The sequence below is a fragment of the Rhodanobacter sp. OR92 genome (assembly GCF_000427545.1).
Taxonomy (GTDB): domain Bacteria; phylum Pseudomonadota; class Gammaproteobacteria; order Xanthomonadales; family Rhodanobacteraceae; genus Rhodanobacter; species Rhodanobacter denitrificans.
Window position 1 is genome coordinate 123139 of record NZ_ATYF01000013.1, and the last position, 23732, is coordinate 146870.

The 23732-nt window shown below is 66.3% G+C and carries 24 protein-coding genes; 6 read left to right on the top strand and 18 right to left on the bottom strand.

Features of this window, described 5'->3' with window-relative positions; all coding sequences use genetic code 11:
- Positions 1–132: 132 nt before the first annotated feature.
- The 14 genes from RHOOR92_RS0108010 to RHOOR92_RS0108075 form a co-directional block, all read right to left on the bottom strand.
- Complete coding sequence (locus tag RHOOR92_RS0108010; protein WP_027489997.1) at positions 133–2325, bottom strand: M3 family metallopeptidase; 2193 nt, start codon at positions 2323–2325, stop codon at positions 133–135.
- A 124-nt stretch (positions 2326–2449) separates the two neighbouring features.
- Positions 2450–2608: a hypothetical protein gene (locus RHOOR92_RS19575; protein ID WP_155950213.1), complete on the bottom strand. Its 159-nt coding sequence runs from the start codon at positions 2606–2608 to the stop codon at positions 2450–2452.
- 183 nt (positions 2609–2791) lie between these two features.
- Positions 2792–3499, bottom strand: coding sequence for an alpha/beta fold hydrolase (locus RHOOR92_RS0108020; protein ID WP_037115105.1), 708 nt, complete (start codon positions 3497–3499; stop codon positions 2792–2794).
- Positions 3500–3622: 123 nt separating this feature from the next.
- On the bottom strand, positions 3623–3844 hold the full coding sequence (locus RHOOR92_RS0108025; protein WP_007511693.1) for a hypothetical protein: 222 nt from the start codon (positions 3842–3844) through the stop codon (positions 3623–3625).
- 143 nt (positions 3845–3987) lie between these two features.
- Positions 3988–4440, bottom strand: coding sequence for an Hsp20/alpha crystallin family protein (locus tag RHOOR92_RS0108030; protein WP_007511695.1), 453 nt, complete (start codon positions 4438–4440; stop codon positions 3988–3990).
- A 279-nt stretch (positions 4441–4719) separates the two neighbouring features.
- Positions 4720–5484, bottom strand: a complete 765-nt coding sequence (locus RHOOR92_RS0108035) for a TerC family protein (RefSeq protein WP_027489998.1) — start codon at positions 5482–5484, stop codon at positions 4720–4722.
- A 391-nt stretch (positions 5485–5875) separates the two neighbouring features.
- Positions 5876–6397, bottom strand: a complete 522-nt coding sequence (locus RHOOR92_RS0108040; RefSeq protein ID WP_015446690.1) for a GNAT family N-acetyltransferase — start codon at positions 6395–6397, stop codon at positions 5876–5878.
- A gap of 19 nt (positions 6398–6416) precedes the next feature.
- Positions 6417–6956 (bottom strand): DinB family protein, encoded by a 540-nt coding sequence (locus RHOOR92_RS0108045; RefSeq protein WP_015446689.1) that lies wholly within the window; start codon positions 6954–6956, stop codon positions 6417–6419.
- A 13-nt stretch (positions 6957–6969) separates the two neighbouring features.
- Complete coding sequence (locus tag RHOOR92_RS0108050) at positions 6970–7896, bottom strand: M14 family metallocarboxypeptidase (protein ID WP_015446688.1); 927 nt, start codon at positions 7894–7896, stop codon at positions 6970–6972.
- 52 nt (positions 7897–7948) lie between these two features.
- The gene (locus RHOOR92_RS0108055) at positions 7949–9526 is read right to left on the bottom strand and encodes a glycoside hydrolase family 30 beta sandwich domain-containing protein (protein WP_007511706.1); all 1578 of its coding nucleotides are present in this window, start codon (positions 9524–9526) and stop codon (positions 7949–7951) included.
- Between the two features lie 340 nt (positions 9527–9866).
- The gene (locus RHOOR92_RS0108060) at positions 9867–10523 is read right to left on the bottom strand and encodes a thiopurine S-methyltransferase (RefSeq protein ID WP_027489999.1); all 657 of its coding nucleotides are present in this window, start codon (positions 10521–10523) and stop codon (positions 9867–9869) included.
- Positions 10524–10624: 101 nt separating this feature from the next.
- A complete protein-coding gene (locus tag RHOOR92_RS0108065; RefSeq protein WP_027490000.1) occupies positions 10625–11140 on the bottom strand; it encodes a DUF3016 domain-containing protein in 516 nt (171 codons plus the stop codon).
- Between the two features lie 194 nt (positions 11141–11334).
- A complete protein-coding gene (locus RHOOR92_RS0108070; protein WP_007511712.1) occupies positions 11335–11943 on the bottom strand; it encodes an OmpH family outer membrane protein in 609 nt (202 codons plus the stop codon).
- A gap of 306 nt (positions 11944–12249) precedes the next feature.
- The gene (locus tag RHOOR92_RS0108075) at positions 12250–12858 is read right to left on the bottom strand and encodes an ABATE domain-containing protein (protein WP_027490001.1); all 609 of its coding nucleotides are present in this window, start codon (positions 12856–12858) and stop codon (positions 12250–12252) included.
- Between the two features lie 106 nt (positions 12859–12964).
- On the opposite strand from RHOOR92_RS0108075, the gene RHOOR92_RS0108080 reads away from it, so the two are divergent.
- Positions 12965–14344 carry a hypothetical protein gene (locus RHOOR92_RS0108080; RefSeq protein WP_007511715.1) on the top strand — a complete coding sequence of 460 codons (1380 nt, stop codon included), beginning with the start codon at positions 12965–12967 and terminating at the stop codon, positions 14342–14344.
- Positions 14345–14455: 111 nt separating this feature from the next.
- On the top strand, positions 14456–14857 hold the full coding sequence (locus RHOOR92_RS0108085; protein WP_007511718.1) for a VOC family protein: 402 nt from the start codon (positions 14456–14458) through the stop codon (positions 14855–14857).
- 143 nt (positions 14858–15000) lie between these two features.
- Here RHOOR92_RS0108085 and RHOOR92_RS18610 read toward each other — a convergent pair whose 3' ends face one another.
- Together RHOOR92_RS18610 and RHOOR92_RS0108095 are read right to left on the bottom strand one after the other, a co-directional pair.
- The gene (locus tag RHOOR92_RS18610) at positions 15001–16119 is read right to left on the bottom strand and encodes a tetratricopeptide repeat protein (RefSeq protein ID WP_231378350.1); all 1119 of its coding nucleotides are present in this window, start codon (positions 16117–16119) and stop codon (positions 15001–15003) included.
- Positions 16120–16481: 362 nt separating this feature from the next.
- Positions 16482–16910, bottom strand: coding sequence for a hypothetical protein (locus RHOOR92_RS0108095; protein ID WP_027490003.1), 429 nt, complete (start codon positions 16908–16910; stop codon positions 16482–16484).
- Between the two features lie 383 nt (positions 16911–17293).
- Here RHOOR92_RS0108095 and RHOOR92_RS0108100 point away from each other — a divergent pair, with 383 nt between their 5' ends.
- Positions 17294–17914, top strand: a complete 621-nt coding sequence (locus RHOOR92_RS0108100) for a GntR family transcriptional regulator (RefSeq protein WP_027490004.1) — start codon at positions 17294–17296, stop codon at positions 17912–17914.
- A 176-nt stretch (positions 17915–18090) separates the two neighbouring features.
- On the opposite strand, the gene RHOOR92_RS0108105 is transcribed toward RHOOR92_RS0108100, so the two are convergent.
- Complete coding sequence (locus RHOOR92_RS0108105) at positions 18091–18507, bottom strand: H-NS histone family protein (RefSeq protein ID WP_027490005.1); 417 nt, start codon at positions 18505–18507, stop codon at positions 18091–18093.
- 427 nt (positions 18508–18934) lie between these two features.
- Between RHOOR92_RS0108105 and RHOOR92_RS19580 the strand changes: the two genes are divergently transcribed.
- The 3 genes from RHOOR92_RS19580 to RHOOR92_RS0108120 are packed head-to-tail and all read left to right on the top strand — an operon-like array spanning position 18935 to position 21566.
- A complete protein-coding gene (locus RHOOR92_RS19580; protein WP_155950214.1) occupies positions 18935–19081 on the top strand; it encodes a benenodin family lasso peptide in 147 nt (48 codons plus the stop codon).
- Between the two features lie 50 nt (positions 19082–19131).
- Positions 19132–19818, top strand: a complete 687-nt coding sequence (locus RHOOR92_RS0108115) for a lasso peptide biosynthesis B2 protein (RefSeq protein ID WP_027490006.1) — start codon at positions 19132–19134, stop codon at positions 19816–19818.
- Entirely contained in the window at positions 19818–21566 is a 1749-nt protein-coding gene (locus RHOOR92_RS0108120) for an asparagine synthase C-terminal domain-containing protein (protein WP_027490007.1), read from the top strand. The genes RHOOR92_RS0108115 and RHOOR92_RS0108120 overlap by 1 nt, the downstream gene beginning before the upstream one ends.
- On the opposite strand, the gene RHOOR92_RS0108125 is transcribed toward RHOOR92_RS0108120, so the two are convergent.
- On the bottom strand, positions 21551–23731 hold the full coding sequence (locus RHOOR92_RS0108125; RefSeq protein WP_027490008.1) for an Atxe2 family lasso peptide isopeptidase: 2181 nt from the start codon (positions 23729–23731) through the stop codon (positions 21551–21553). The genes RHOOR92_RS0108120 and RHOOR92_RS0108125 overlap by 16 nt on opposite strands.
- Between the last annotated feature and the right edge of the window lies 1 nt (position 23732).

The window sequence follows — 23732 nt, forward strand, 5'->3', positions numbered from 1 at the left end:
CGCGCCGCAGGCATCGCGCCCCGGAGCATTCGACCCGCGCCTGCTTCACCGCGCCGGCGCTGCTCCACGCATCACACAAAAAAGCCGCCCGGATCGCTCCGGGCGGCTTCGTTTCCAGCGGGCGAATCCGGCTCAGTCGACCGCGCCGTCCAGTCCGCGCCGCTTGAGCAGCGGCTCGATCTTGGGTTCCTGCCCGGTGAAGTCGCGGAACAGCTGCAGCGCGTCCTTGCTGCCGCCGCGCGACAGCAACGTGGCGCGGAAGCGGTCGCCGTTGGCGCGGGTGAGGCCGCCGTTCGCCTTGATCCACTCCACCGTGTTCGCGTCCAGCACCTCCGACCAGAGGTAGGCGTAGTAGCCGGCCGCGTAGCCGCCCATGATGTGGCTGAAGTACGGCGTGCGGTAGCGCGGCGGCACCGGCGCGTAGTCGGTGCCGTTCGCCTTCAGCGCGGCGGCCTCGAACGCCACCACGCCGCCGGCCTCGGGGATCCTGTCGACACCGATCTGGTGCCAGCTCTGGTCGAGCATCGCCGAACCGAGGTACTCGGTGGTGGCGAAGCCCTGGTTGAACTTCACGGTGGCCAGCACCTTGTCCAGCAGCGCCTTCGGCATCGGCGTGCCGGTCTGGTAGTGCCTGGCGTAGTTGGCCAGCACGCTCGGCCAGTCGGCCCACATCTCGTTCACCTGCGAGGGGAACTCGACGAAGTCGCGCGGCACGCTGGTGCCGGCGAAGTACGGGTACTGCACGTTCGAGAACATGCCGTGCAGCGCATGGCCGAACTCGTGGAACATGGTGGTCACCTCGTCCCAGGTCAGCAGGGTCGGGCCGCTGGCCGGCTTGGTGATATTGAGGTGGTTGGCCACCACCGGCAGGTTGCCGGTCAGCGCGGACTGCTCGACGTAGGCGTTCATCCACGCGCCACCGCGCTTGGACGGCCGCGCATACATGTCGGCCAGGAAGATCGCCAGCTGCTTGCCGTCCGCGTCGTACACGTCGTAGACCAGCACGTCGGGGTGGTACACCGGCAGGTCGGTGCGCTGCTTGAAGCTGAGCCCGTAGAGCTGGCCGGCGGCGTGGAACACGCCGTTCTCCAGCACGTTCTTCATCTCGAAGTACGGCTTGAGCTGGCTCTCGTCGAAGTCGTACTTCTCGGCGCGCAGCTTCTCGGTGTAGTACGCCCAGTCCCAGGGTTCGAGCGCGAACGTCGGCTCGCCCTTCGCCGCCTGCTCCTTGTCGATCATCGCCTGCAGCGCCGCGCCCTCGCGCTTCGCGTTCGCCACCGCCGGCGGCGCCAGCTGGGTCAGCATGGCGTTGACGGCCTCCGGCGTCTGCGCCGTCTCGTCGGCCAGCACGTAGGCGGCGTAGCTGGGATAGCCGAGCATGGTCGCCTTCTCCGCACGCAGCTTGAGCACCTGCGCCACGATCGCGGTGTTGTCGTACGGGTTGCCGCGGCTGCCGCGCGCGATCGACGCCTGGTGCAGGCGCTGGCGCAGCGCGCGGTTCTGCAGCTGCGCTTCCGGCGGCTGCCCGGTGGTGTTGAGCAGGGCGATCACGTACTTGCCGTCCAGGCCCTTCGCCTTCGCGGCCGCGGCGGCGGCGCCGATCTGTTCGTCGGTGAGGCCGGCCAGTGCTTCCTTCGTGTCGACCACCACGACCGAGTCGTTCACCTCGGCCAGCACGTTCTGGCTGAACTGGGTGCCCAGCTTCGCCAGCTCGCCGTTGATCGCCTTCAGCTGCGCCTTGTCGGCGTCGGACAGCCTGGCGCCGGCGCGCACGAAGTTGGTGTGGTAGCGCTCGATCAGGCGCACGCCCTCGGCGTCCAGGCCCAGGCTGTCGCGCGTGTCGAACAGCTGCTGGATGCGCGCGAACAGCCGCGGGTCCAGCGAGATCGCGTCGCGGTGCGCGGCCAGCTTCGGCGCGTACTCGGCCTGCAGCGCCTTGCGCGCGTCGTTGGTGTCGGCGCCGACCAGGTTGAAGAACACAGTCGAGGTGCGGGTGAGGATCTGCCCGGATTTCTCCAGCGCGACGATGGTGTTGTCGAAACTGGGCGCCTCGGCGTTGCCGGCGATTGCCTGCACTTCCTTCAACTGCTCGGCCATGCCGCGGTCGAAGGCGGGCGCGAAATCGCGGTCCTTGATCCGGTCGAACTGCGGGTAGTGCAGCGGCAGCGGGCTTTCGGCGAAGAATGGATTGCCGGCGTCGGTGGCCACCGCATCGCGGTGCGCCTGCGCCGGGGTGGAGCTGTTCTTGTCGCTGCCGACATCGGTGCAGGCGGCCATGGAGCCGGACAGGGCAATGGCCAGGGCCAGCGCGATCGGATGCTTCATCGGTACGGATCTCGTGGTGGGGAAGACCCGATCCTACCCAATGCGCCGCGCTGGCATGCATGACGAAAGCCATGCTTCGCGGCGGCGCGTCGCGGCCACCCGCCGGGGCGGCGTCGCCGCGGCTTCAGCTGGCCGACGCGACCGGAACCACCTGCGCCGCCGGGTTCGCATGGGCCAGCTGCACCGAGCTGGGGGTGGCGGTCAGCATGGCGCCCATGACCAGCGCGCACAGCGCGAAGCAGACGACGAACAGGCTGACCAGGATCTGCGATTCGAATTTCATGACGTGTCTCCGCGGGTGGGTGAATGTTCCCTGTGATGCAGGGAGAGCAATCCCCGTGCCAACCCGCCACGAAGCGCGCCAGGCCTTGTCCTGCCTGCATCGGGCCGATGCGCACGCGACGCCGGCAGGCTGTCCGCGGACAGCCGCCGCGCCACAGCGGACAGCCGGACAGCTCGCGCGCGTCTATGCCGCCAGCCACTCGCGCAGCGCGCGGGTAACCGCCGCGGGTTGCTCCATCGGGCTCATGTGGCCGCTGTCCTCGACCACCACCAGGCGCGCCTGCGGCATCAGCGCCGCCATCGACTGGTGCAACGCGGGCGGCGTGAGCACGTCGTGCCGACCGCACAGCACTAGCGCCGGACAGGTCAGCGCGCGCAACGCCGCCGCGCCGTCTTCGCGCCGCATCGCGTTCTGCCGGATGAACACCTCGCGGCCCTGGCGCAGCGTCATCGCGTTGATCCGTTGCGCCAGCGCGGTGTCGTGCAGGCGTTCGGCCGCGACGAAGCTCGGCAGCAGCCGTTCGGTCATGCCGCGGAACTCGCCGGGCAGGCTGACCGAGCGGTTCGCCGCGCGCCGCTGCGCGATGCGCTCGGGCGTATCGGCGTGGAACGAGGTGTCGAGCAGCGCCAGCCGCGCGATCCGCTGCGGCGCCTGCCGCGCGATTTCCTGGGCGACGTAGCCGCCGAAGGAGAAGCCGGCCAGCGCAAAGCGTGGCGGCGCCGCGTCCAGCACCTGCTGTGCCAGCGCGGCGATGCTGTCAGCGTGGCCGAGGTCGGCCACGGTGCATGCGGCGATGTCGGCCAGGCCGGTCAGCTGGTCGCGCCACAGGTCGTCGTCGCACAGGAATCCGGGGAGCAGCCACAACGGCTGCCGAGGGTCGCTCACGCTCATGTCCGCCGATCAAAAGGAGGACATTATCGAGCACATCGCGCCGCGCCCTGCAGCCCCGCGTGCGACGCAGCTGCGGCAGCGGAGCGCGACCGCGCACAGGCGAGCCTTGGCTCGCATCGCCTCTCAGCTGGCATCGCCCCAGGTCGCCTCGATATCGGCCTTGACCAGGTCGTCGAGCGCCGACGGCGGAACGTCCTGCATGCCGTAGAGGCAGCCATGCCGCATGCCGGCGTAGTCGCCGTCGCGGCGAAACGTCGCCGTCCAGATGACGCGCCCGGCACTCGCCGGCGCGTGATCGCCCTGGTAGGTAAACCCGTTCTTCGTCTTGCCGGAGACCGTGCCCATGGCGGGAACCTGCTGGCGTGATGATCCGCCCCTGTCACCGCGACAGGGCGGATGACCCGATCGCGCCGCCGCGCCCGGGAACGCATCGGCATACCGACCGTTGCCCGGGCCGCGCCGCGGCGCCGTGCAACGGCCTGGCCGGTTCAGCTGACCTTGATCTTGTGCGCACTGCCGTTCGACTTCTTCGGCAGGCTCAAGGTGAGCACGCCGTTGTCGTAACGGGCGTCCGCCTTGCTGTCGTCGATGTCGTTGGGCAACGTGAAGGCGCGATAGACGCTGCCGTAGTAGCGCTCGGTGTACAGATCCTTCCGGTCATCGCCCTTCTTGGTGGTTTCGCGTTTCACTTCGGCGCTGATCGCGACCTGGTTGCCATCGATCGAGACCTGGATGTCGTCCTTGCTGACGCCGGGCACCTCGGCCTTGACCAGGAACGACTTGTCGTCCTCGGAGACGTCCAGGCGCATGTCCGGCGCCGTCGTCTCCAGTTCGCGCCAAGGCGCGCGCTGGCGCAGACCGCGAAACATGTCCTCGAAGGTGAGCAGCGGATCGAAACTGGTCACGGCCTTGACGGGATTCCATCGTGCAATGTTTGACATGGGCTGATTCCTCGACACACAAGACGCCCCGCTTCAGCCACCCCCTCGCGGAAGCCGGGCCAACCCGCTGCACGCGCACGGACCGCATGCGCACGAAGCGGCACCGCGTTTGAGCGTACTCGCCAGCCACCGGGTGGTATTGACCGAGGTCAACTCGCATCGTGCCGGGGTGCGACGTCGTCGCCGCCGCGAAAACGCGGCCGGGCGCAAAAGCGTCCGGCCGCGGCTGACGCGTTGGCGGCCGACTCGTGCCCCGCGCGGCGAGCACGGCCCAGGCGTTCAGTCGGCCTCGTCGCGAGCGTACTTCTCGTGCAGCGCCACCGGCGCCAGCGCTCGGTTCGCGCGCCGGCGGATCGCCAGGTTGACCAGCTCGACGAATACCGAGAAGGCCATCGCGGCGTAGATGTAGCCCTTCGGAATGTGCTGGCCGAAGCCGTCCGCCATCAGCACCAGGCCGATCATGATCAGGAAGCTCAGCGCGAGCACCTTGACCGTGGGGTGGCGCTCGACGAACTCGCCGATCGGCCGCGCGAACGCCAGCATGAAGCCGATCGAGGCGAGGATCGCGGTGACCATGATCCAGCGCTCGTCGACCATGCCGACCGCGGTGATGATGGAGTCGAGCGAGAACACGATGTCCAGCAGCATGATCTGCGCGACCACGCCGCCGAACGTCGCCGCCGCCGTGCCCACCGTGACCTGCTCGGTGGCGCCCTCCAGCTTCTGGTGGATTTCGTGCGTGGCCTTGCCGATCAGGAACAGCCCGCCGCCGAGCAGGATCAGGTCGCGCCACGAGAACGCATGGCCGAACAGCGAGAACAGCGGCGCGGTCAGCCCGACGATCCACGCGATCGCCAGCAGCAGGCCCAGCCGCGTGACCGCCGCCAGCACGATGCCCGCACGGCGCGCCTTGTCGCGCTGCGCGGGCGGCAATTTGCCCGCCAGGATCGAGATGAAAATGATGTTGTCGATGCCGAGCACCAGCTCCAGCGCGGTCAGCGTGGCAAGGGCGATCCAGGTTTCGGGGTTGGCCAGCAGTTCCATGGGAAGTCTCTTCGGTGGATGGGGTTCGGCACCGGCGGAAGGAGCCGGCCGGCGCACAGGATGGAGCCGGCGCGTGTCACGGTGGCGGGTGGACGTCCATGGGCATGCGAAGGCTCCGGCAAGTCTCGAAAGGCCACGGCCAGGGGCATCGGTGATGGACGCGCCTTCGCCGTGGAACGGCGAAGGTCTTGCTCGCAAACCAGCGGGTGGCTTGCTGCTGCACCGGAGCGGAAGCTCGTCATGACGGCGACAGCGATTGGGAGCTACTCCCCTTCTGCGGCGATGCTAGCACACGCGCATGTCGCGCAATGCGGTCCGCGCCGGCCACCCCGGCATGTCCGCAAGTACCCGTTCGACGACAGTCGCCGCACCATTCGGCGGCAGCGGGAAATCAGCCGGCGTCGACGGCCGCCAGCGGCGTGTCACCCGCGACGACATCGAGCGCCTGCAGCGAGACGGTCTTCTTGCCGCCGTGCAGCGACTGCCCGCCGACTTCGCCAAAGCCCAGCCGCGCGTGGAAACGCGCGGACGCCGGGTTGGGCGGTTCGAGGTCGAACTCGCAGGTGATCCACGGCACCGCATCGCGACGCGCCTGCACATGCAGCTCGCGGTACAGCACGGTGCCCGCGCCGCGCGCCTGCGCGTCGCCCGCCACCACCACGCGATCCACGTACAGGAAGCGCGGATAGCGCTGCGCGAACCAGCGGTAGTTGGGGCTGTCGTAGTCGGCGCCTTCGCGGAAGGCGAGCAGGAACGCCGTCACCCTCCCCTCGACCTCGGCCACCCGATGCCACGCCGCCTGCGCATGCAGCCGCGCCAGCCGCGCGGCATCGAGCGGACTCAGCACCGCCACGAACGCCTCGTTGAGGGCGAGGATCGCGGGGAAGTCGGCGGGGGTGGCGTCGCGCGACATGGTCAGCGATGCCGCCGATTCATGCCGGAATTTCCACTATCAACGCGGACAGGTCGGTCACGCCAACGTCGATGCCGAGCTGGCTGAACAAGGCGGTGACCTGGCCGCGGTGGTGGGTCTGGTGGTTGAAGACGTGACGCAGCACCAGCCCGAACGGCTTGCTGTGCGGCTCGCCGGCGCTGTTCACGTAGCGCAGCGGAAGGGCATACAGGTCGTCGCTGGCCTCGCCGGTGAAATCCACGATCGCCGCGTCCATCGCGTCGCGCTCGCCGCGCAGCTGCGCGAGGCCAGGAAACGTGATGCCGCGGACCGGCTCGGGCAGTGGCAGCGCACGCACGTAGTCGAGCGAGGTCAGGCCGGGCATGGCCGCCGCGAAGCGCTTCAGCCAGTGCGTGTCGGCGACGAGGATGTGTTCCAGCGTGGCGGCGATCGAACCGAAGAACGCGCCGCGGTCCGCATGCCACTGCGCCTCGTCCAGCTGCGCGGCCGCCGCAAGGAGCCGCGCATTCATCCACTGATTGTAGCGGGCCATCAGCTCGAAGTCGGCTTTGAGCGACATGCCCGTCTCCGCCTCAGCCGGCCCCGTGCGCCAGCGCGTAGTCGATCGCCGCGCACACCGCCACCGCCTGCGCGGCGTTGCACTGTGCGGGCGTGGCGCGCGGGCTGTCGGGGTAGACCTCGGTGGTGGTGCGGTACGGCGCGTCGGTGATGCCGGCGCACAGGCCCAGCTTGCGGCAGTCGTACTCGATCACGCCATGCGCCACCACCGGCGAGCCGATGATGGTGCCGTCGGGGTCGGCCGGTGCGATATGGGTGACCTTCGCCACCGCGGCGATCACCGCCTGCTGGAACGCCGGCTGCGGATTGGCGCTGTCCGCGCACAGATAGAAACCATCGGGAATAGTGCCCGGCTCGTACGGCTTGCCGTCGCGCGCGGCCAGCGCCGGGCGGAACTCGCTCTCGTCGCTGTCGGTGGTTTCGTGCAGGTCGATATGCATCCGCACGCGCTCGCGCCACGGCGCGACCAGCCGCATCAGCGCCGCCGATTCCTGCGCCGGGCTGTCGGCGCGGAACGAGCGGTTCGGGTCGAGCGCATCCGGATTCCAGCGATGGATGCGCTCGTAGCCCCACGGGCTCACGCAGGGCGCCACCAGCAGGTTGATCCGCCCCGCGTAGTGCGCCGCGTGCCGCTCGACGAACTGCAACGCGCCGTGCACGCCGCTGGTCTCGTAGCCGTGCACGCCGCCGGTCACCAGCGCGATGGGGAGTTCGTCGCGCCAGTCACGGCTTTTGATCGCGAACAGCGGATAGCTGCCGGAGGGATAGTCGAGCCGGCCGTAGTCGGATACGTCGAAGCGCGCGCGCAGGGTCTCGATCAGGCTCGCCACCTCCGCCGCGTAGCTGCGCCTGACGGCCTGCCTTGAGCGCCACACCGCCACGTCCGCCCCGCCCCAAGGCTGTCCGGGAGTGCCGATGGGGTAGAAGGCCGGGCTGGTCATCGCGGTGCTCGCTTCGTGTGGCAAGGGGGAGCGGAGCACTGTAGCACCGGGCTCAACCGGCGCCGCCGCCGGGCGGCGTCCCGGCCGGCGCGGTACTGGCCGGCGACGCAGGCGCCGCATTCGCGGACCGCTCCGGCCGGCGCGGCTTCCACTCGAACGTCGCCACGCTCTGCGCCGGCAAGGTGTAGTGGAAACGGGTCTGCTCCTGCACCACGGTGACGCGGCGCGGCTGCGCCTCGCTGTTGACCATCACCAGCACCACCGATCCGCCGGCGGCGTTCTGGAACGCCACGTTGGCGAGGCCCTTGTCGGTATCGCTGGAGCGTACCCGCACCGCGCCGGGCAGCACGAAGCGGCTGAAGTGCGCAAACGCGTAGTACTCATCGTTGCGGCTCACCTCGCCGGTGCGCGAGTCGATCGTGACCACGCCCTTGCACAGGTCGCAGCCGCCCAGATGCGGGCCATGCTGCTCGTCCAGCGCCAGGTTCCAGTACACGATGCCGCGCGCCCACTGCCGCAGCCCGACCAGCAGCAGGTCGCGCGTGAACCACAGCAGCTCGCCGTTCCTGGCCGACTCCCAGTCGCCGCCGGAACACTCGGTGATGTAGGTGTCCTTGGCCGGAAACGCGCGATGCACCTGGCCCTGCGCATACGGGCTGCCGCTGTAGCAGTGCCAGGCGATGCCGTCGACGTAGCGCTCGGCGTCGAGGTCGCCCAGCACGCCCAGCGGCTGGTCCGGCTGGTCCCAGTTGTGGTCCCAGCCGAGGATGAGCGTCTTCGGGCTGCGTTGCGCCAGCGCCGGACCGAGATACTGCGCAATGATGCGCGCGCGCGTGGCCGGGGGCAGTTCCATGCCCGGGTAGGTCAGCGGCACGAAGGCCGGCTCGTTCTGCAGGGTCAGCGCGAAGATGGGGATGCCGTAGCTGCGGTAGGTGTCGACGTACTTGACCAGGTAGTCCGCGTAGGTGCTTTCGAACTGCTCCAGCAGGCCGCCGCCGATCAGGTTCGCGCTGGTCTTCATCCACGCCGGCGCGCTCCACGGCGAGGCGATGATGCGCAGCTGCGGGTTGACGGACAGCGTCTCGCGCACGCTCGGTATCACGTCCTGCAGGTTCGCCGCGACATTGAAATGCAGCAGCTGCGGATCGGTGTCGCCGGCGGGCAGGTCGTCCAGGGTGTAGGGCTGCAGCGAGAAATCCGAGGCGCCGATGGTCAGCCGCGTCATGTTGAAGTTGAGCCCGGGCGGCGGGCCGAACAACTCGCGCAGCAACGCGGCGCGCTGCGGCGCGTTCAGCCGGTTCTGCAGCAGCCACGCCGAGGAGTCGGTCAGCGCCGCGCCGAAGCCGACGATGGACTGGTACTTGCGGTCGATGTCGACCACCACGTCGGCGGACGACGGCTCGCCGGCGCTTGGCTCGATATCGGGTTGCCGCGCCAGGCGCAGCCGGCGATCCGCCGTGCTCAGCCACAGCCTGACCGCGGCCTCCGGCGGGGGCGGTACCAGGATGACACCGCCTTCCACCGCGAAGTGCACGCGCGGGGGCACCAGCGCCAGCCATGCCAGCAGGGTGATCAGGGCGAAGGACGCAAGAGCCAGCCAGCCGGGAACACCCGTACGCTCATCCCTCATGCGCGCAAATCCCATCGACCACCTTGCAGTTCACTGGCGACAACCTCACGATCACGAAGCCCCCCCTGGCTCGCGCAGGACATATCTGCGAAGAGTGCAGCGAAACCGGGGGTCGCGTCGACTCGCGCAAACGCGCCTCCGTCTACCCGGTGCGTCTCCCGCGGGCGCAAGCCGACGTGTCCGGCAAGGCCGGAACGGAAAGCATCCTGACACCGTTTCGGCCTGGCTGCCGCCGAGCGCAGGGCCGCACTGCCGGAAAAAGGAACCCGATCGCACTTTCGCGCGGCGGAACCGCCGCTGGCATGGCGTCACCCCGGACGCGCGGAGCGCGCCGGACCGCCTATCGCTTCGCCAGCCGGTACGCCACCGTCTCCAGCGCGCTCACCCCTTCGGCGGCGAAGCCCGGCTGCTGTGCGAGGATGTCGCATCGCTCCAGCGTCGCCACCGTCCAGTCGCGGCCATACAGCTCGCGCACCTCGGCTTCCGGCACCGGAAACGGCGGACCCTGCTTCTCGTGCGGCGGATACTCCAGCGTGACCAGCAGGCCGCGACAGCCGGCCGGCAGCCGTGCGTGCAGCTCGCGCACGTAGCGACGGCGCAGGTCCGGCGGCAAGGCGATCAGCGCGGCGCGGTCGTACACCGCCGCACAATCGGCAAGCGCCGCGGCATCCAGCTCGAACACGTCGCCGCAGATCAGCTCGATCTCGCCGGCCACGTGGTGGGTGCCGTAGCGCGAGGCATGCACCTGCGGCGTCAGGCCGTGCTCGTCGAAGAACTGCGCCACCGCCAGCGGCGACAGCTCCACCCCCAGCACGCGATGCCCCTGCCCGGCCAGCCACAACAAGTCCAGCGACTTGCCGGCCAGCGGCACGAACACCCGGCTGCCCGCCGCCAGCGCCAGCGCCGGCCAGTGCCGGAGCAGCTGCGGCGTCGGTGTCGCCTGGTGGAAACCGGTGCGGCCTTCGCGCCAGCGCTGCAACCAGAACTCGGGATCCATGGGGTCTCCTGTCGACAGGTGGACCACCAGGCAGGCATCGTGCGGGCCTGCCGGCGGCGTAACGGAAATTCGGGCCTTGCCGGCCCGCGCCGCGCGGCCGTCTAGAGATTGTCCACGCCCCGGCGCAGCCACAGATCGATCAGCGATTTCTCGTAGCGCAACGAGTCCTGGTCGATCGGCGAGCTGCTGCTGAGGAAGGCCGCGTTGCGCAGCTTGCGCTGGCCCTGGCGCAGCACCTTGCCGTCGGCGCCGTACAAGGTGAAGTCGAGGTCGATGCGCGGCGGATAGATGTCCTTGACGATGCGCACGTCGTTGAAGTCGGGGCCGCGCCAGGGTTCGTAGGCGCCGGCGCGAACCACGTCGGTCACCTCGATCTCCAGCCGCTGGCCCGGCGCCAGGATGCGCGAGGCGCGCTGCACGATGTGCGCCTTGAGCGGCGCCAGGTAGGCGTCGGGATTGACCAGGTGCACCCCGCGGCTGCGCGTCGCCTCGGTGAAGTGCTGCGGATCCTTGTAGCGCACACTGACGGCCTCCGGCGTGGTCGCGGCCTGCGCGACGGCGGCGGCGAGGGCAAGGCAGGCCAGGCACAACAGGCGCAGCAGCGGAGAAGATTTCATGACGGCTCTCCCGCAACGGGTCGGGCGGCCGGGACGGACGGGTGTCGCGGCCATGACGCAGCGGACAATCAGTATACGTCCGCGCCAGCGCGGGGCGGACAACGCCGCGGCGGCGATGTTCCGGTTTTCCTGCGGCGGCCGCGGGCCGGCGTCGCCCGGAAAAGCGAACCCGGCCAGCCGGCCCTGTCTGCGGATTACTTGCCGCTGTTCGCCGGCGCCGGCTCGAGGTTGAAGCTGAGCGTGCTGATCTTACCGTCCAGGCCGTGCACCACGTCGCTGGTGAGGTCGTTGCTGGTGTTGCCGCCGAGCACCGCGTCGCGGTTCAGCAGCAGGCCGCAGTGGTGGCTGGCGTAGGAACTGGCGATGATCGGCTGCGCCTGCGCGCCGATCTGCGCCATGACCTTGGCGCGGGTGAGCTGGATGCGCTCGCCGATCTGGTTCACCTGCGCCTGGTAGCCCTGCATGCGCTGCTGCAGGGCCTGGCCCTGCTGCTGGCGCTGCGCCTCGGTGAGCGACGCAGCCTTCTGCTGGAAGGCCTGGACCTCGGCATCCAGCGGCTTGCGCTGGTTCTCCAGCAGCGTCTGCTGCTGCGTCGCCAGCTGCTTCAGCCGCTCGCTGGCCGCCTGCCCCACCTTGGACTGCGCGAACACCGCCTCGCGCGAAAGCATGCACACGCCCGGCACCGGATTGCCGCCCAGCGCATTGTTGGCGGGCGCGGCGGTCTGCGCCGGCGCCACGGGGGCAATGGAAAGGCCGGCGGCAGCAGCCAGCACGGCGGCAAACAGCGAACGATGCAGGTTCATGGGAAGGTATCCGATGGTCAGGCCTGGAAGTTCCGCGGCCCGGTGGCCCACGGCGACATACCAGCATACTCGCCGCCGGCAGTCGCCGAGAAAGAGCGCGTGGCCAATCACGTCGAGCCGCGGCCTGCGAGCAGCGCATTCAACCAGCCGCACCCTGTTGTCCCTTGGCTTGCGACCTCGCCGTGCGGTACCGGCGTGGCCCGGTTCGCTGTCGGGAGGTTGAATCAGCGGCTGGGCGGGAAGCCGGTGTTCGGTGCGGGAGCGGCGGCGCTGGTGCAACAGGGCGCCAGCGCCGGCCGCCGTTCGTCAGCCCTGGCGATAGCGCTGCATCTTCTCGGCGGTGCCGCAGGTTTCCATGGCGCACCAGCGGCGGCGCTGGTTCTTGCTGGTGTCGAGGAACAGCCAGCCGCAGGAGCGGGTGTTGGCGCAGCGGCGCAGCCGCGAGGCGTGCGGATCGCCAAGCAGGTCCAGCGCATCCAGCGCGATGCGCTTCAGCGGCAACCGCGCGTCGCGGGCATCGGCACGCCAGTGCAGTTGCCCGTCCGCGCCCAGCGATTGGCCTTCCCAGGCCCGATGCAGCCAGCGATCCAGGCCGCGCAAGGCGTCCGCAGGCAGCGGCAGATCGTCGACCCGCGCGGCGAACAGCGCATGCAGGTGTCGGCGCAGGGTTTCCACCTCGCGCATCAGCGCCGCGCGCTCGCGTGCGGTGCGCGGCGCGCGAACGCCATCGTCCGGGCGCAGCGCCCCCGCACGCGCGCACCACTCCACCAAGCGCTGCGGCTGCTGCAGGTAATCCTCGACCTCCACCGCGCCACGGTCGTGGATGGTGTTGACGAAATCCAGGCACAGGCGCCCCCCGTCCAGCCGGATGGCGGCAATCGGCCGTGGCGGCAGATGACGGTTTTCGGCTGGCATGCGGTTCTGCTCGATCCTCCGGGCCGTGACCTTCGGACTACCTTCTAAATTGTTTTAGATGGTAGCTTGCTTGCCGACATCAAGACCATGGCGGCGAGGTCGCTGCATGATGCCCGAATCGACGCCCCCGACGGGGCCATTAATCGATGCAACGCAACGCAAGCTGATCGGCGGCATCGTCATCATGACGCTGCTGATCGCGGCCCTCATGATCGCGGGCCTGGCCATCGGCGGCCGCCCCGATCCGGCGCCACTGCGCGCCGCGTCCACCCTGCTCGACGGCCCCTGGCGATTCCATACCGGCGACGATCCGCGCTGGGCGGCCGCCAACCTGGACGCCAGCGGCTGGGAGACGATCGACCTGACCGCCCCGCCCGGCAGTCACGACGGCGACGTGGGCCTGCCCGACTACGTGGGCGGATGGAGTGCGCATGGCCATCGCGGCTATCACGGCTACGCTTGGTACCGGCGCACGGTGACGGTGCCGGCCGGCAGCGCGTCGTGGGACATCCTCGGGCCGACCCTGGTCGAGGACGGCTACGAGCTGTACTGGAACGGCCAGCGGCTGGGCGGCTCGGGCCGGCTCGGCCCCGAGCCGCGCCTGGTCGGCACGCGACCGCTGCGCTTCGCCCTGCCCGCCGGCGCGGCCGGCACCAGCGGCGTGCTCACCGTGCGCACCTATATGCTGCCCCGCCCCGGCCCCAGCGCGGACGGCGGCGGCATGCATGCCGCGCCGATCCTGGCACCACGGCCGGTCGGCGAGGCGCTGCACCGCGCGCAATGGCAGCGGACCATCGCCGGCTACGTCGTCGATGCGGTCGAGCCGGCCGCCATGCTGGCGCTCATCGCCTTGGCGTTTGTGGTCGGCCCGCGCAGCCGCCGCAAGGGTTTCCTGCTGTTTGCCGGCATCGCGCTCGCGCTTACGGCCGCCCGGCGGCTCGACAATGCGATCGTGTCATGGACCGACCTGCAGGACCTGCGCACCTATGCGTGGCTGGCCAAGGTGATGTGGGCGCCGACGATGACCGCCTGGCTGCTGGCCTGGAACCGCTGGCACCCGCCCGTATGGCGGAGCATCGACGCGCTGGCCATCGCGCTGGGCGCCGCCGGCATCGTCGGCGCCCTGGCCCACCTGCCGACCTGGGCGAGCATCAGCCGGCTGGGTTCGCTCGCGCTGTTCGCCGTGATCGTCGTGCGCATCGTCCGCGGCGGCCCGCTGCGCACCCTGGCGCTGGTCACGCTGGCCTCGGTCCTGGCCGCCCTGTTCGGCGGCGAGCTGCTCGATCCGCTCGGCGTGCCGGGCATCTGGTTTCCGTTCAACATCGGCGTGTCGCGGACGCAGTACATCTACGCGATCGGCATCCCGCTGCTGGCCGTCCTGATCGCGCGGACCCTGCTGCCGAAGGACGCAACGGCATCGAAAGCAGGATGGTGGCAGTCAAGCACAAGACCGGAGCACGACGAATCCAGGAACCAGACGATTTGATTTGCTCTGCCCCGGGTTCGCGCTTGCGTCGGGCTTGCCGTCCCGTGCAGGCTAGGCCTCGGCCCCTGGACGAGCGACGGGGACGAGACACTCCATCGTGGGAAGCACACCATGTTCAGTCACGTGATGGTCGGCTCGAACGACATCGTGCGCGCGAAACGGTTCTACGACGCGGTACTGGGCGCGCTCGGCGCGGGCGAGCCGTACCATGACCTCGCCGCCACGGGTCATCGCCGCTTGTTCTATCGGCACGACGGCAACACGTTCTGCGTGACCGAGCCGATCGACGGCGGCGCGGCGACGTTCGCGAACGGCGGCACGATCGGCTTCAAGTGCAACTCGCCCGCGCAGGTGCAGGCGTTCCATGACACGGCCGTGGCCCATGGCGGCACCTCGATCGAGCAGCCACCCGGGCTGCGCGAAAGCGACCTCGGCGCGCTGTACCTGGCGTACGTGCGCGACCCGGACGGCAACAAGCTATGCGCGGTCCACCGCGTCAAGCGCGAGGCGTGAGGCGTGAGCACGCGCCGCGACGGCGATGCGTTTCCCGGCATGGCCACGACCCCGGAATCAAAGGGGACGGAGGTAGTTATTCCGATTTAATTACCTCCGTCCCCTTTATTCGTCCCCTTTATTGGCGCACTCGGGAACCGCCCCTAGTTCCTGTTCCCTGCGCTGCGGCGACTGAGCGCGGCGGCACGGTCTGTGGCTCGCCGTGCGCGGCGCTCCTCGCCCAGCTGCCGATAGGCGTGGGCCAGCCCGACGTAGAAACGCGAGTCGCCGTCAAACAGACGGATGGCCTGCTGGTAGTGCTGCACGGCGCCGGCGTAATCGCCCTGCCGCGCATCATCCTCGGCCTGCAGGAACTGGAAATACGGGTCCTTGACCTGGATCTTCTGCAGATGCAGCGCATAGATCGCGCGGCGCGCCTCGTCGCCGTTGCCCTTGTACAGCGCCATCAGGTTCACCAGCGCACCCGCGTTTGCCGGGTCGAGCGACAGCGCCTTCAGGTAGGCGCGCTCGGCCGCTTGCGGGTCGCCCTGGCGCAGGCGCAACACACCGGCATTGGCCCAGGTGCTGGCATGGCGCGGATCGAGTTGCAGCGCCATGGCCATGTACGGGGCGGCGGCCGCGGGCGAGGCCTCGGTAAACAGCTCGACGGCGCGGTTGTTGTAATAGAGCGCCAGCAGGCGCTGGTCGGAAATCCGCTCGGGCGGCTTGCGCGTCCCCACCACATCCTGCGCCACATCGACCGTGAGGCGCGCACGACCCAGGTTGATTCCCGCGTTGACGTGGTTGAACCGGTACACGATGTCGCCACCCACGCGCCAGGCCACGATGTCGTCAAGCTCCTGCCCGTAGGCCTGCAAGCCGGACTCGCGTGCCAGCTCCACGGTCAGCAGGGTGAAGGTCAGGCAGTTGGCCTTGCGTGTGCGGTAGGCCTGTTCGATGGTCAACGTGGCGTCGGTCGAATACGCCATGCCCAGGCCCGGCTTCTGGAACAGGAAGCCCACCAACCGCTCCAGCCGCGGCCTGCCGGAACCGCTGGCGTCGATGACCTGCTGCTGCAGCTGCGTACGCAACTCCGGCGGCACCGCCATGACCTGCTCCGGGCGCGGCATCGGCGACACCGCCGGCACGACTGGCACCATCGAGGGGGCTGGCGCCACCGACGTGACCGCTGCAGGCACGGCAACCGACCATGCCAGGATTGCCGCGTACGCCCAGATCACCATGCCGAAACCCTCCACGCCGGAGGCGGGAACGTCTGCCAAGGCCAGTCTAGTCCCCTTCGCAGGCGCCGGATCAGCTCGGCCATGGACACACCGGCACCGACCGGACGGCGGGGTATTCAAGCCATGCGCCAGCTAAACCACCCCGCGGCGGCGTTGCCCGCGGGGCGTTCTTGGAGAAATGGTCGCCAGCACTTTTACTCCGAGGGAAATTACCTCGGTACCGGGGTCGCGCGGGTCGGCGTCGAGGCAAATGACCGCGCCCCTCAGGATCGGATGCTGGAAAGGCGGGTCAGCGCGTCACAGGCCGCTCGGTGAAGCCCCGCAGCCCCGCCAGCTCGCATGCCGCAGAAATTGCCCCTGAAGACTCATCGCCCGCGTGGCGGGTGTTCTTCCCTGTTGCGCTATTTCTTCGGCGCATCAAAAGCATCAAATTCCATGAAACGTTTCAGGATCGCCCTACACAGTTTCCTTGCTCCTGCTGAGCAGTTGTTCGTAGCGCTGTCCCTGATGCTCTTGCCTTGATCCAAGCTCATGCTTTCGTCGACGTGTTTCAGGACGAGACGGCCAAAATCCGGATTGGCATTTGCTAGTGTCACCAACTTGCTGGTATCGGCCCAGTGGTTCGCAAGCAAGTCGGCAACAGAAGCGCTATATCCCTCGGCGATAGCTCCGTCATCGCACTGCCCGTAGCGCTTGTACGACTCGAAGACGGCACTCCATGTCCCGAGATTTGAAGCCTCATCCATAGCCTTCATGGCCATCTCCTGCGAGCATTCTGCCGTCGAGGCGACGGAAACGCCGGCCACACCGATCAGAGGCAACGCAATCATGCCTAATCGAATTGCGATAAAGCAGATGCTTTGGCGCCAAGGGTTATTCTTGCAACGGATTACCATCGGTGAAACCGGGACGGAGGAAGTTAAGCAGAAGGCCAGCACACGATGAACTCAGGAACCAAACGATTTAACCTCCTCCGTCCCGGTTTCCGACCCAGGCCGAGTGGCGGGTGACGAAGGTACGCATCATCGAGTTGCCCGCGCGCCAGCGTCAATGAGCAAGAAATTTCGATGGCACTACCAATCAGGAACTCGCTCGTAGTTCCCACTGAAGTGCAATTCATTCAGTCCTGCCTGCCCTTGGTTTTCGGTTTGCAAGATATTGCGTTGCGCCGCAATAACCTTCGTGCTAAAAGCAGGCCGGGAGGTCCGCCCGAATGGACTCCAAGAGCGCACTCGTGTACGGACAGGTCAGGCGTGCCCTGCAGGCGGGACGCTACACGCCCGGGCAGCGGATCGATCCGGCCAAGCTCGCCTCTGAATTCAAGACCAGTCCTACGCCGGTTCGATTCGCGCTGTACCGCCTGGTTGGTGAAGGCATGGTCACCGACCATGCCCGAAACGGACTGCACGTGCCGCTGCTCAACGAAGTCGCATTGCGCAACCTCTACGACTGGATGGAACGCCTGTTGCTGATGGCATGCGATATCGGCGAGTCGCCGGCAATCCAGAAGACAGGGAAACTGGAACTCGCGGCTGCCGATGGCGATCTGGTCAAGCTGACGTGGCAGCTGTTCGATGCGATCGCCCGCGCGACGGCACACGTGTCCCTGCACCTTGCAGTGAAGCAGGCCAACGACCGACTGGCGCCGATACGCCGGGCCAAGCAAGGATTGCTCAAGAACCGCTTCGAAGAGCTTTCGGAGCTGAACCGGCATTGGGAGACGCGCGACATCCAGGCCCTGAGGTCTGCCCTACGCGACTATCACGAGCGACGGAAACAGCTCGTCCCGTGCATCGTGGCCTTGCTGAGCGACGGCAGCGATTACCTTCACTAGACCTCGCCGATGTCCCCTGTCAGCGGATCCGCTTTGCGCGACCACAACGGTTGCCCGCTTCGGCGCTGCCCTGCCGGCAAGCGGGTCTCAAACAGCTGCTTTTCGGGGGCTGGAAAGATGCCCGAATTCCGGGCGCAGGTTTTCATCTGCGCCGCGGAACGTGGCTCGCCTGGCCCTCAGGCCGCTTTCTTGGCAGCGGTCTTTGCAACTTTCCTGGCTACGCCCTTCTTGACGGCCTTCGCCGGAGCCGCCTTGGGTGCGCCATCGATCAGGAGGCTCTCGGCGGTGGTACCGCGCTTCTTCAAGGCCTGCACAAACCACAACGGCCGTTTGCCACGACCTGACCATGTCTGGGTAGCGTTCGCAGGGTTGCGATACTTCGGGGCCACTACCGATTTCGGCCCCTTGGCGCCTTTGCCGCTACGTGCCGGATACACGTCGGCCAGGGTGAGGCCGCTGCTTTTCAGCAAACGCTCGATTTTTTCCCGTACCTCGTTGACGTGATTGGCGTGGGCAGCCTGCATCTGTGATTGGGCATTGGCGATGAGCGCCTTGAGTTCGGCAGGGGACAGCGTGTCGAGATTAATGGCCATGATTGTGCTCTTCGGCAGTGGGTCAAAGACGAGAGTCTACCCGAGTGAATAGGAATTCACCTACAAAAAGAAAGGGCATTCCCTTACACGTCTCCCGCTTACTTCACTGCATGGGTGGCGATGCGTGGGTGAATGCCTCGGAACTAACGTCGAGGGACCTCACGTACAGCGCAGCCCGAAGCCGATCAGCGCCAGCGAGTCGATCACGAGCGGCAGGTCCGGGCGATCGAGTTCAGCGGCGTGCGCAACGTGCGGCTATGCCGCCAGCCGAAGAGGCGTCGAAGCAGGGCCCGGCATTACAGGGCGGCGGTCACGCTTCCGGAATAATCATCGGATGACAGCGCAAAAATCATTTGAAAATCAAAAATTCCGACTCCTACGCTGATCGCGTCATGGGACTGCCATGACGTGACCGCAGGAGACTGAGATGAACACGAACGAGAACATCCGCAACGACACGCCGGAAGAGGTCATCGTGCTCGGTGTTGCCAGTGTCGAGACCAAGGGGCAACAAGGCATAGGCGAGGTTCCTGGGACCGGCGGTCCGATGATCCCCGGCATTTCCGAGGAGTAACCACTCTAGGGCGCGCACCGTGGTGCGCGCCCTATTCCGAGGGACGGACGATGCACTGTCGGCTCAGGGAAAACCTCTCGTACTGTGACGTTGGCGGACACCTGATTTTTCTCGACGTCGCGCAAGATCGGTACTTCAAGCTAACTGGTGCTCTTGAGAACGCCATGCGACGCTTCCAGGCACATGAAGATGTCGCCCCCACGCTAGTGGGGGACCTCGTGGCCGCGCGGATACTGGTTGAGGCACCGAACCTGAAAGCGCATGCCGCAATAGCGAACATCCGGCGCCCGACTTGCAGCGCAATCGAGCAACCCGCCACGATTGCGGGTCAACGAATCGGTATCACCATTGTCTTCGAAGTCTTGGCGATCGTCTGGTCGACTCGTCGCCAGCTGAAGACCCGTGCACTCAAAACGAATCTCGACAAAGCCAGCGCATACCGCGGTAGAAAAGTAGATGCGCACGAGATCGCTACGTCCACTGCTCTTGAGCACAGCCTGCTCCTGGCAAGCGGGCAATTCGCTCGTGCGCGCCGCTATGTGCCCATCGAGCCTGCCTGCCTCCTGGATTCCCTGTCCCTGCTCCGGTTCCTTTCACGGCGAGGACTGCCGGCAAACATTGTTTTCGGGGTGGCGCCAGAGCCTTTCGCTGCGCATTGCTGGGTACAAGCCGGCGATATGGTCTTGAATGAAACGCTCTCCGACGCCAATGCACATACCCCCATCAGGAAGGTCTGATGAAACACCACTATTTCATTCTGCTCGGCGCGAGATTGAACCGGATTGCCGGCTACACGCTTCAACTGGATGGGATCCTTCAAGCTGCGGGAATGATCTGCAAGCTTGAATCGGCCTCGACCAGGATTTTCGTTTCCGCTGAGATCCCCACCATTGTTATACCCGGGTGCGGCCTGATCATCGGCCATATTTTCACCCAGGATGGCCAGCCAATCTCACAACGCCTGGATATCGACGGCTCTACACACGAACTCATCAGTTGCCTGTTGCAAAACACTTGGGGCGACTATCTCGCCATTCTTGTCGATCGCGAAGACAGCTCGGTAATCACCTTGCTACGCGACCCCTCCGGCGCCGTGCCATGCGTCTATTCGCTCGCTGATGGCGAAGGCTTCATTACTTCGGACATCGGCCTTGCAGTCGACCTGGGACTCTATCGCAGGGAGGTAAACTGGCAGGCCATTGCACACGGCCTCACCTTTCCTTACCTCAAGACGGCGCGTACGGCACTGCAGGGCGTCTGGGAATTGCTTCCAGGCTGCATGCTGACCTGCCGGGGAAAGAATGTTTCAGTTCACTCCGCTTGGTCGCCCTGGCGCTTCGTGGAAAGGGGCATTCGGCACAAGGATCCTCGTGTTGCAGCCGAGGACATCCGAGCCGCCGTATCAAACGTGGTCAGGGCTTTATCCACGGGTGACGATAGGTTTCTGGTCGAGCTGTCGGGTGGGCTTGATTCGTCCATCGTTGCCACGTGCCTACGCCATGCTTTGCTGCGTGCCACGTTTTGCACGATGGTCATGCCCGTGTCCGGCACGGACGAGCGGCCATACGCCCGGTTGGTAACGGAGGCATTGAGGCAGGAACTCATCCCCGTGGAAGTCAGGTTCGACAATGACCGACTGGAATTTTCCGTACCGCGATCGTCCGCCGTTCCTGTGATCGGGAGTCCGCAGAATGCCACCAACGAAGCCTGGGAGGCAGCAGGCATCCAGCATGGCGTGGACAGCTTTTTTTCAGGAGGAGGGGGCGACACCATCTTCTGCTACCTGAAGACCGCCGCCCCCGCCGCCGACGCGTTCCGGGAGCGTGGCGTCATGGCAGGCTTCGCCGCCATCGAAAACCTCGCTACCCTTCACCGATGCACGGTCTTCAAGGCCGTCCGATTGACTCTCAAGAAAATGCTGCGTCAGCCACGTGCCGCCTGGAAAGAAGACCACACATTGCTCAACCCAGCCTGCGTGAGCACGGTGTCCGAGCACCATCCCTGGATGGACGCGCCCCCGGGCACGTTGCCCGGCGATCGCGAGAAAATTCATGACCTGATCGGGACTCAACTGTTTAGGGAGACCGCACTTCGCGGGGCGAAGCACTCCACGCACTTCCCGCTGCTGTCCCAGCCCGTCATGGAAGCATGCCTCAAAGTCCCGACCTGGATGTGGATTGCCGACGGTCGAAACCGTGCCGTCGCCCGCCAAGCCTTTGCCGATCGCCTGCCACAAGGCATTCTCGATCGACGCAGCAAAGGCTCGTATGTTGACTACATGGCCACCATCTATTTGCGCAACAAGCTGAAGATGAACGAGTTCCTGGAAGAAGGGCAGCTGTGTGCGCATGACCTACTCGACCACTCCGCACTGGCGGCCTTCTTCGCCAAGGATCTTGCGCCTCGGGACCTTTCGTTTCTTCGTATTTTCGATCTGTGTGCGGCCGAGAACTGGGTACGTCAACAAAGTCACGATCCATCGTGAACGCTCGCACCAAAATGACGTTTTTCGGCCTTCTTCATTCCACGCCAGATGCGGTATTGTCCGGCCTTGGCCGGATTCGGATCTTCATAATCTTGTAGCCAGAAGCGGAACCAGTCGACGTTGCGCTCATATACCGCCAGCTTGTGCCGAGGCTGAAACTTGATATGGGTCTCGTCCGGGAACACGTACATATCCGCCTGATGTCTGTGCACCAGAGGCAGAGAATATTCCAGCGTCATCCGGTATTCCTGCTCTGGCAACTGGAACAGAATCGGTGCCTTGATCCTGTCGAGCTGATATACGGGCGAGACTTTCCGCCACCGCTTAGGCGTCTCCTCCAATGAACCAAGTTGCCACTCCTGCCTGAATTGAGATCGGAAGGCTTTGCGCAGGCTATTGAGCAGATAAAGCGTTGGCGTCACCGAAACACCGCTAACAGATGCGGTAGTCACCACATCCGAGTGGGTAAGCGTCCACAGCGTTACCTCGCTGCCATAGCTGAGTCCGCCCATGCCAACGAGGGTTGGATCGATGCGCCCCTCGGCGGACAAGAGCTTCACGACACTCTCGACGGCTGCGCGCCCCTGGTCGTAGCGCGCTGCGGCGTCAAGGCGATACTCCGGTATCGCGTTGATGCACAGCGCCGAGATGCCATCCTCGGCTAGGGTGGCAAACGGCCACTCGTCGCCCACTCCGCCGCGCAAAAAGCCGTAACAGTGATAGAAATTCACGAACAATGGCGGCAGATGGCCAGCGCTCCTTCCGCGAGCTTCGAAGAACTGGCCTGTGAACTCCCGTCCCCGCGCATCCTTCCAACGGATAAGTTTTACCGGCACCGTGGCCGCGATATCCGCATCCAAACTCTTGTTTGGTGCAAACAGGACTCGCCGATGACCGCTCTTTACATCAATCGCCTCGAGGCGTGGTGGATGATCGGCCTCCGCTGCGATGCATACTAGCGTGTCAGACGACAGTGCACAGGGGATGTCCCAGTAACGCTGGCTCCCGCTGACGAGCCCATCGGAAAGCACGATCGGCCGCACCTGGCCCGTTACGACATTCCATCCGTAAATCGACTGCTCTCGGTCATAGTCGATAACCGTGAACAGAACCTCATCGCTCCCGGGTCGCCATTGAATACGGGTGATGTCTCTGTGGCCGCACAGCTTGGCCGTACAGAAGATCGGATGCGACGCATGCTTGTCCGACACTATGCCCAGCTCGACATACTGGCTTCCTGCCAGTCCTTTGTCCTTGTGCCCAGGCAACAGCACCGCAATGCGTCCATCGTTCGGATTCCGGACTATCTTGGTCGGAATCGCATGCAAATGATGCGAAAGATCGGCCGGCGTCAGGGGAGGCGCCGGCAGCTCCGATGCGGACAGGCTCTGGGTTGTCATCGTTGTCAGGTCGATGGCCTTCCAGCGGTCCGGTGCCTTCGCCAGCAAGGGCCCCATTGAGAACCAAGGCCCCACGAATCGCTGCGTGGTCGGACGTCCATCGACCTTGCTCGACCGGAACAGCCCGGCAGCAATGTTCATCGTGTCGTCGATGCGGGGGCCACGGTCGTATTCGGACTCTTCAGCGTTGCCGACCGCTTTCCGTGTCGCACCTACACTGTACTTCAGCGTTTGACTATCGCTACTCAGAGTGAAATCTCGCACGTCCGCCGGGTCCGACGTCACCTCGCGAGCTCCGGAACCATCTGCTGCCGCGCGCCAGACGGAGACACGGCCATCGAGACGGGCGCGATAGTAGACCCACTTTCCATCCGGTGACCAAGTAGCCGGCGATGGCAGCGCGAGTCCGCTGTTGTACTCGCGCAACGGCACACCGCCATTTGCTACACGAAGTGGCGGAGATTTCCCATCCATGGCTTGCACATACCACGCAGTGTCGTACGTATTTCGCTCGATCGACGCGCGCTCGGTTCGGAACGCCACGTACCGCCCGTCGGGCGAGATCACTGGGTTTCCCAGATCGGTCACCCCCAGTAGGCGCCGCGGCGAGATCCTCTCCGCATGCGATGACCCGACGACAACCATGCTCAGCAAAACAGATGCAAGCGCCGAAAACCAATGCGCATATCGCTTTTTGATCGAGGCACCCCAGCGCAAGCGGGACATAACGGCTACACGCAGGACCGGCTGGTGAGAAAATTCCATG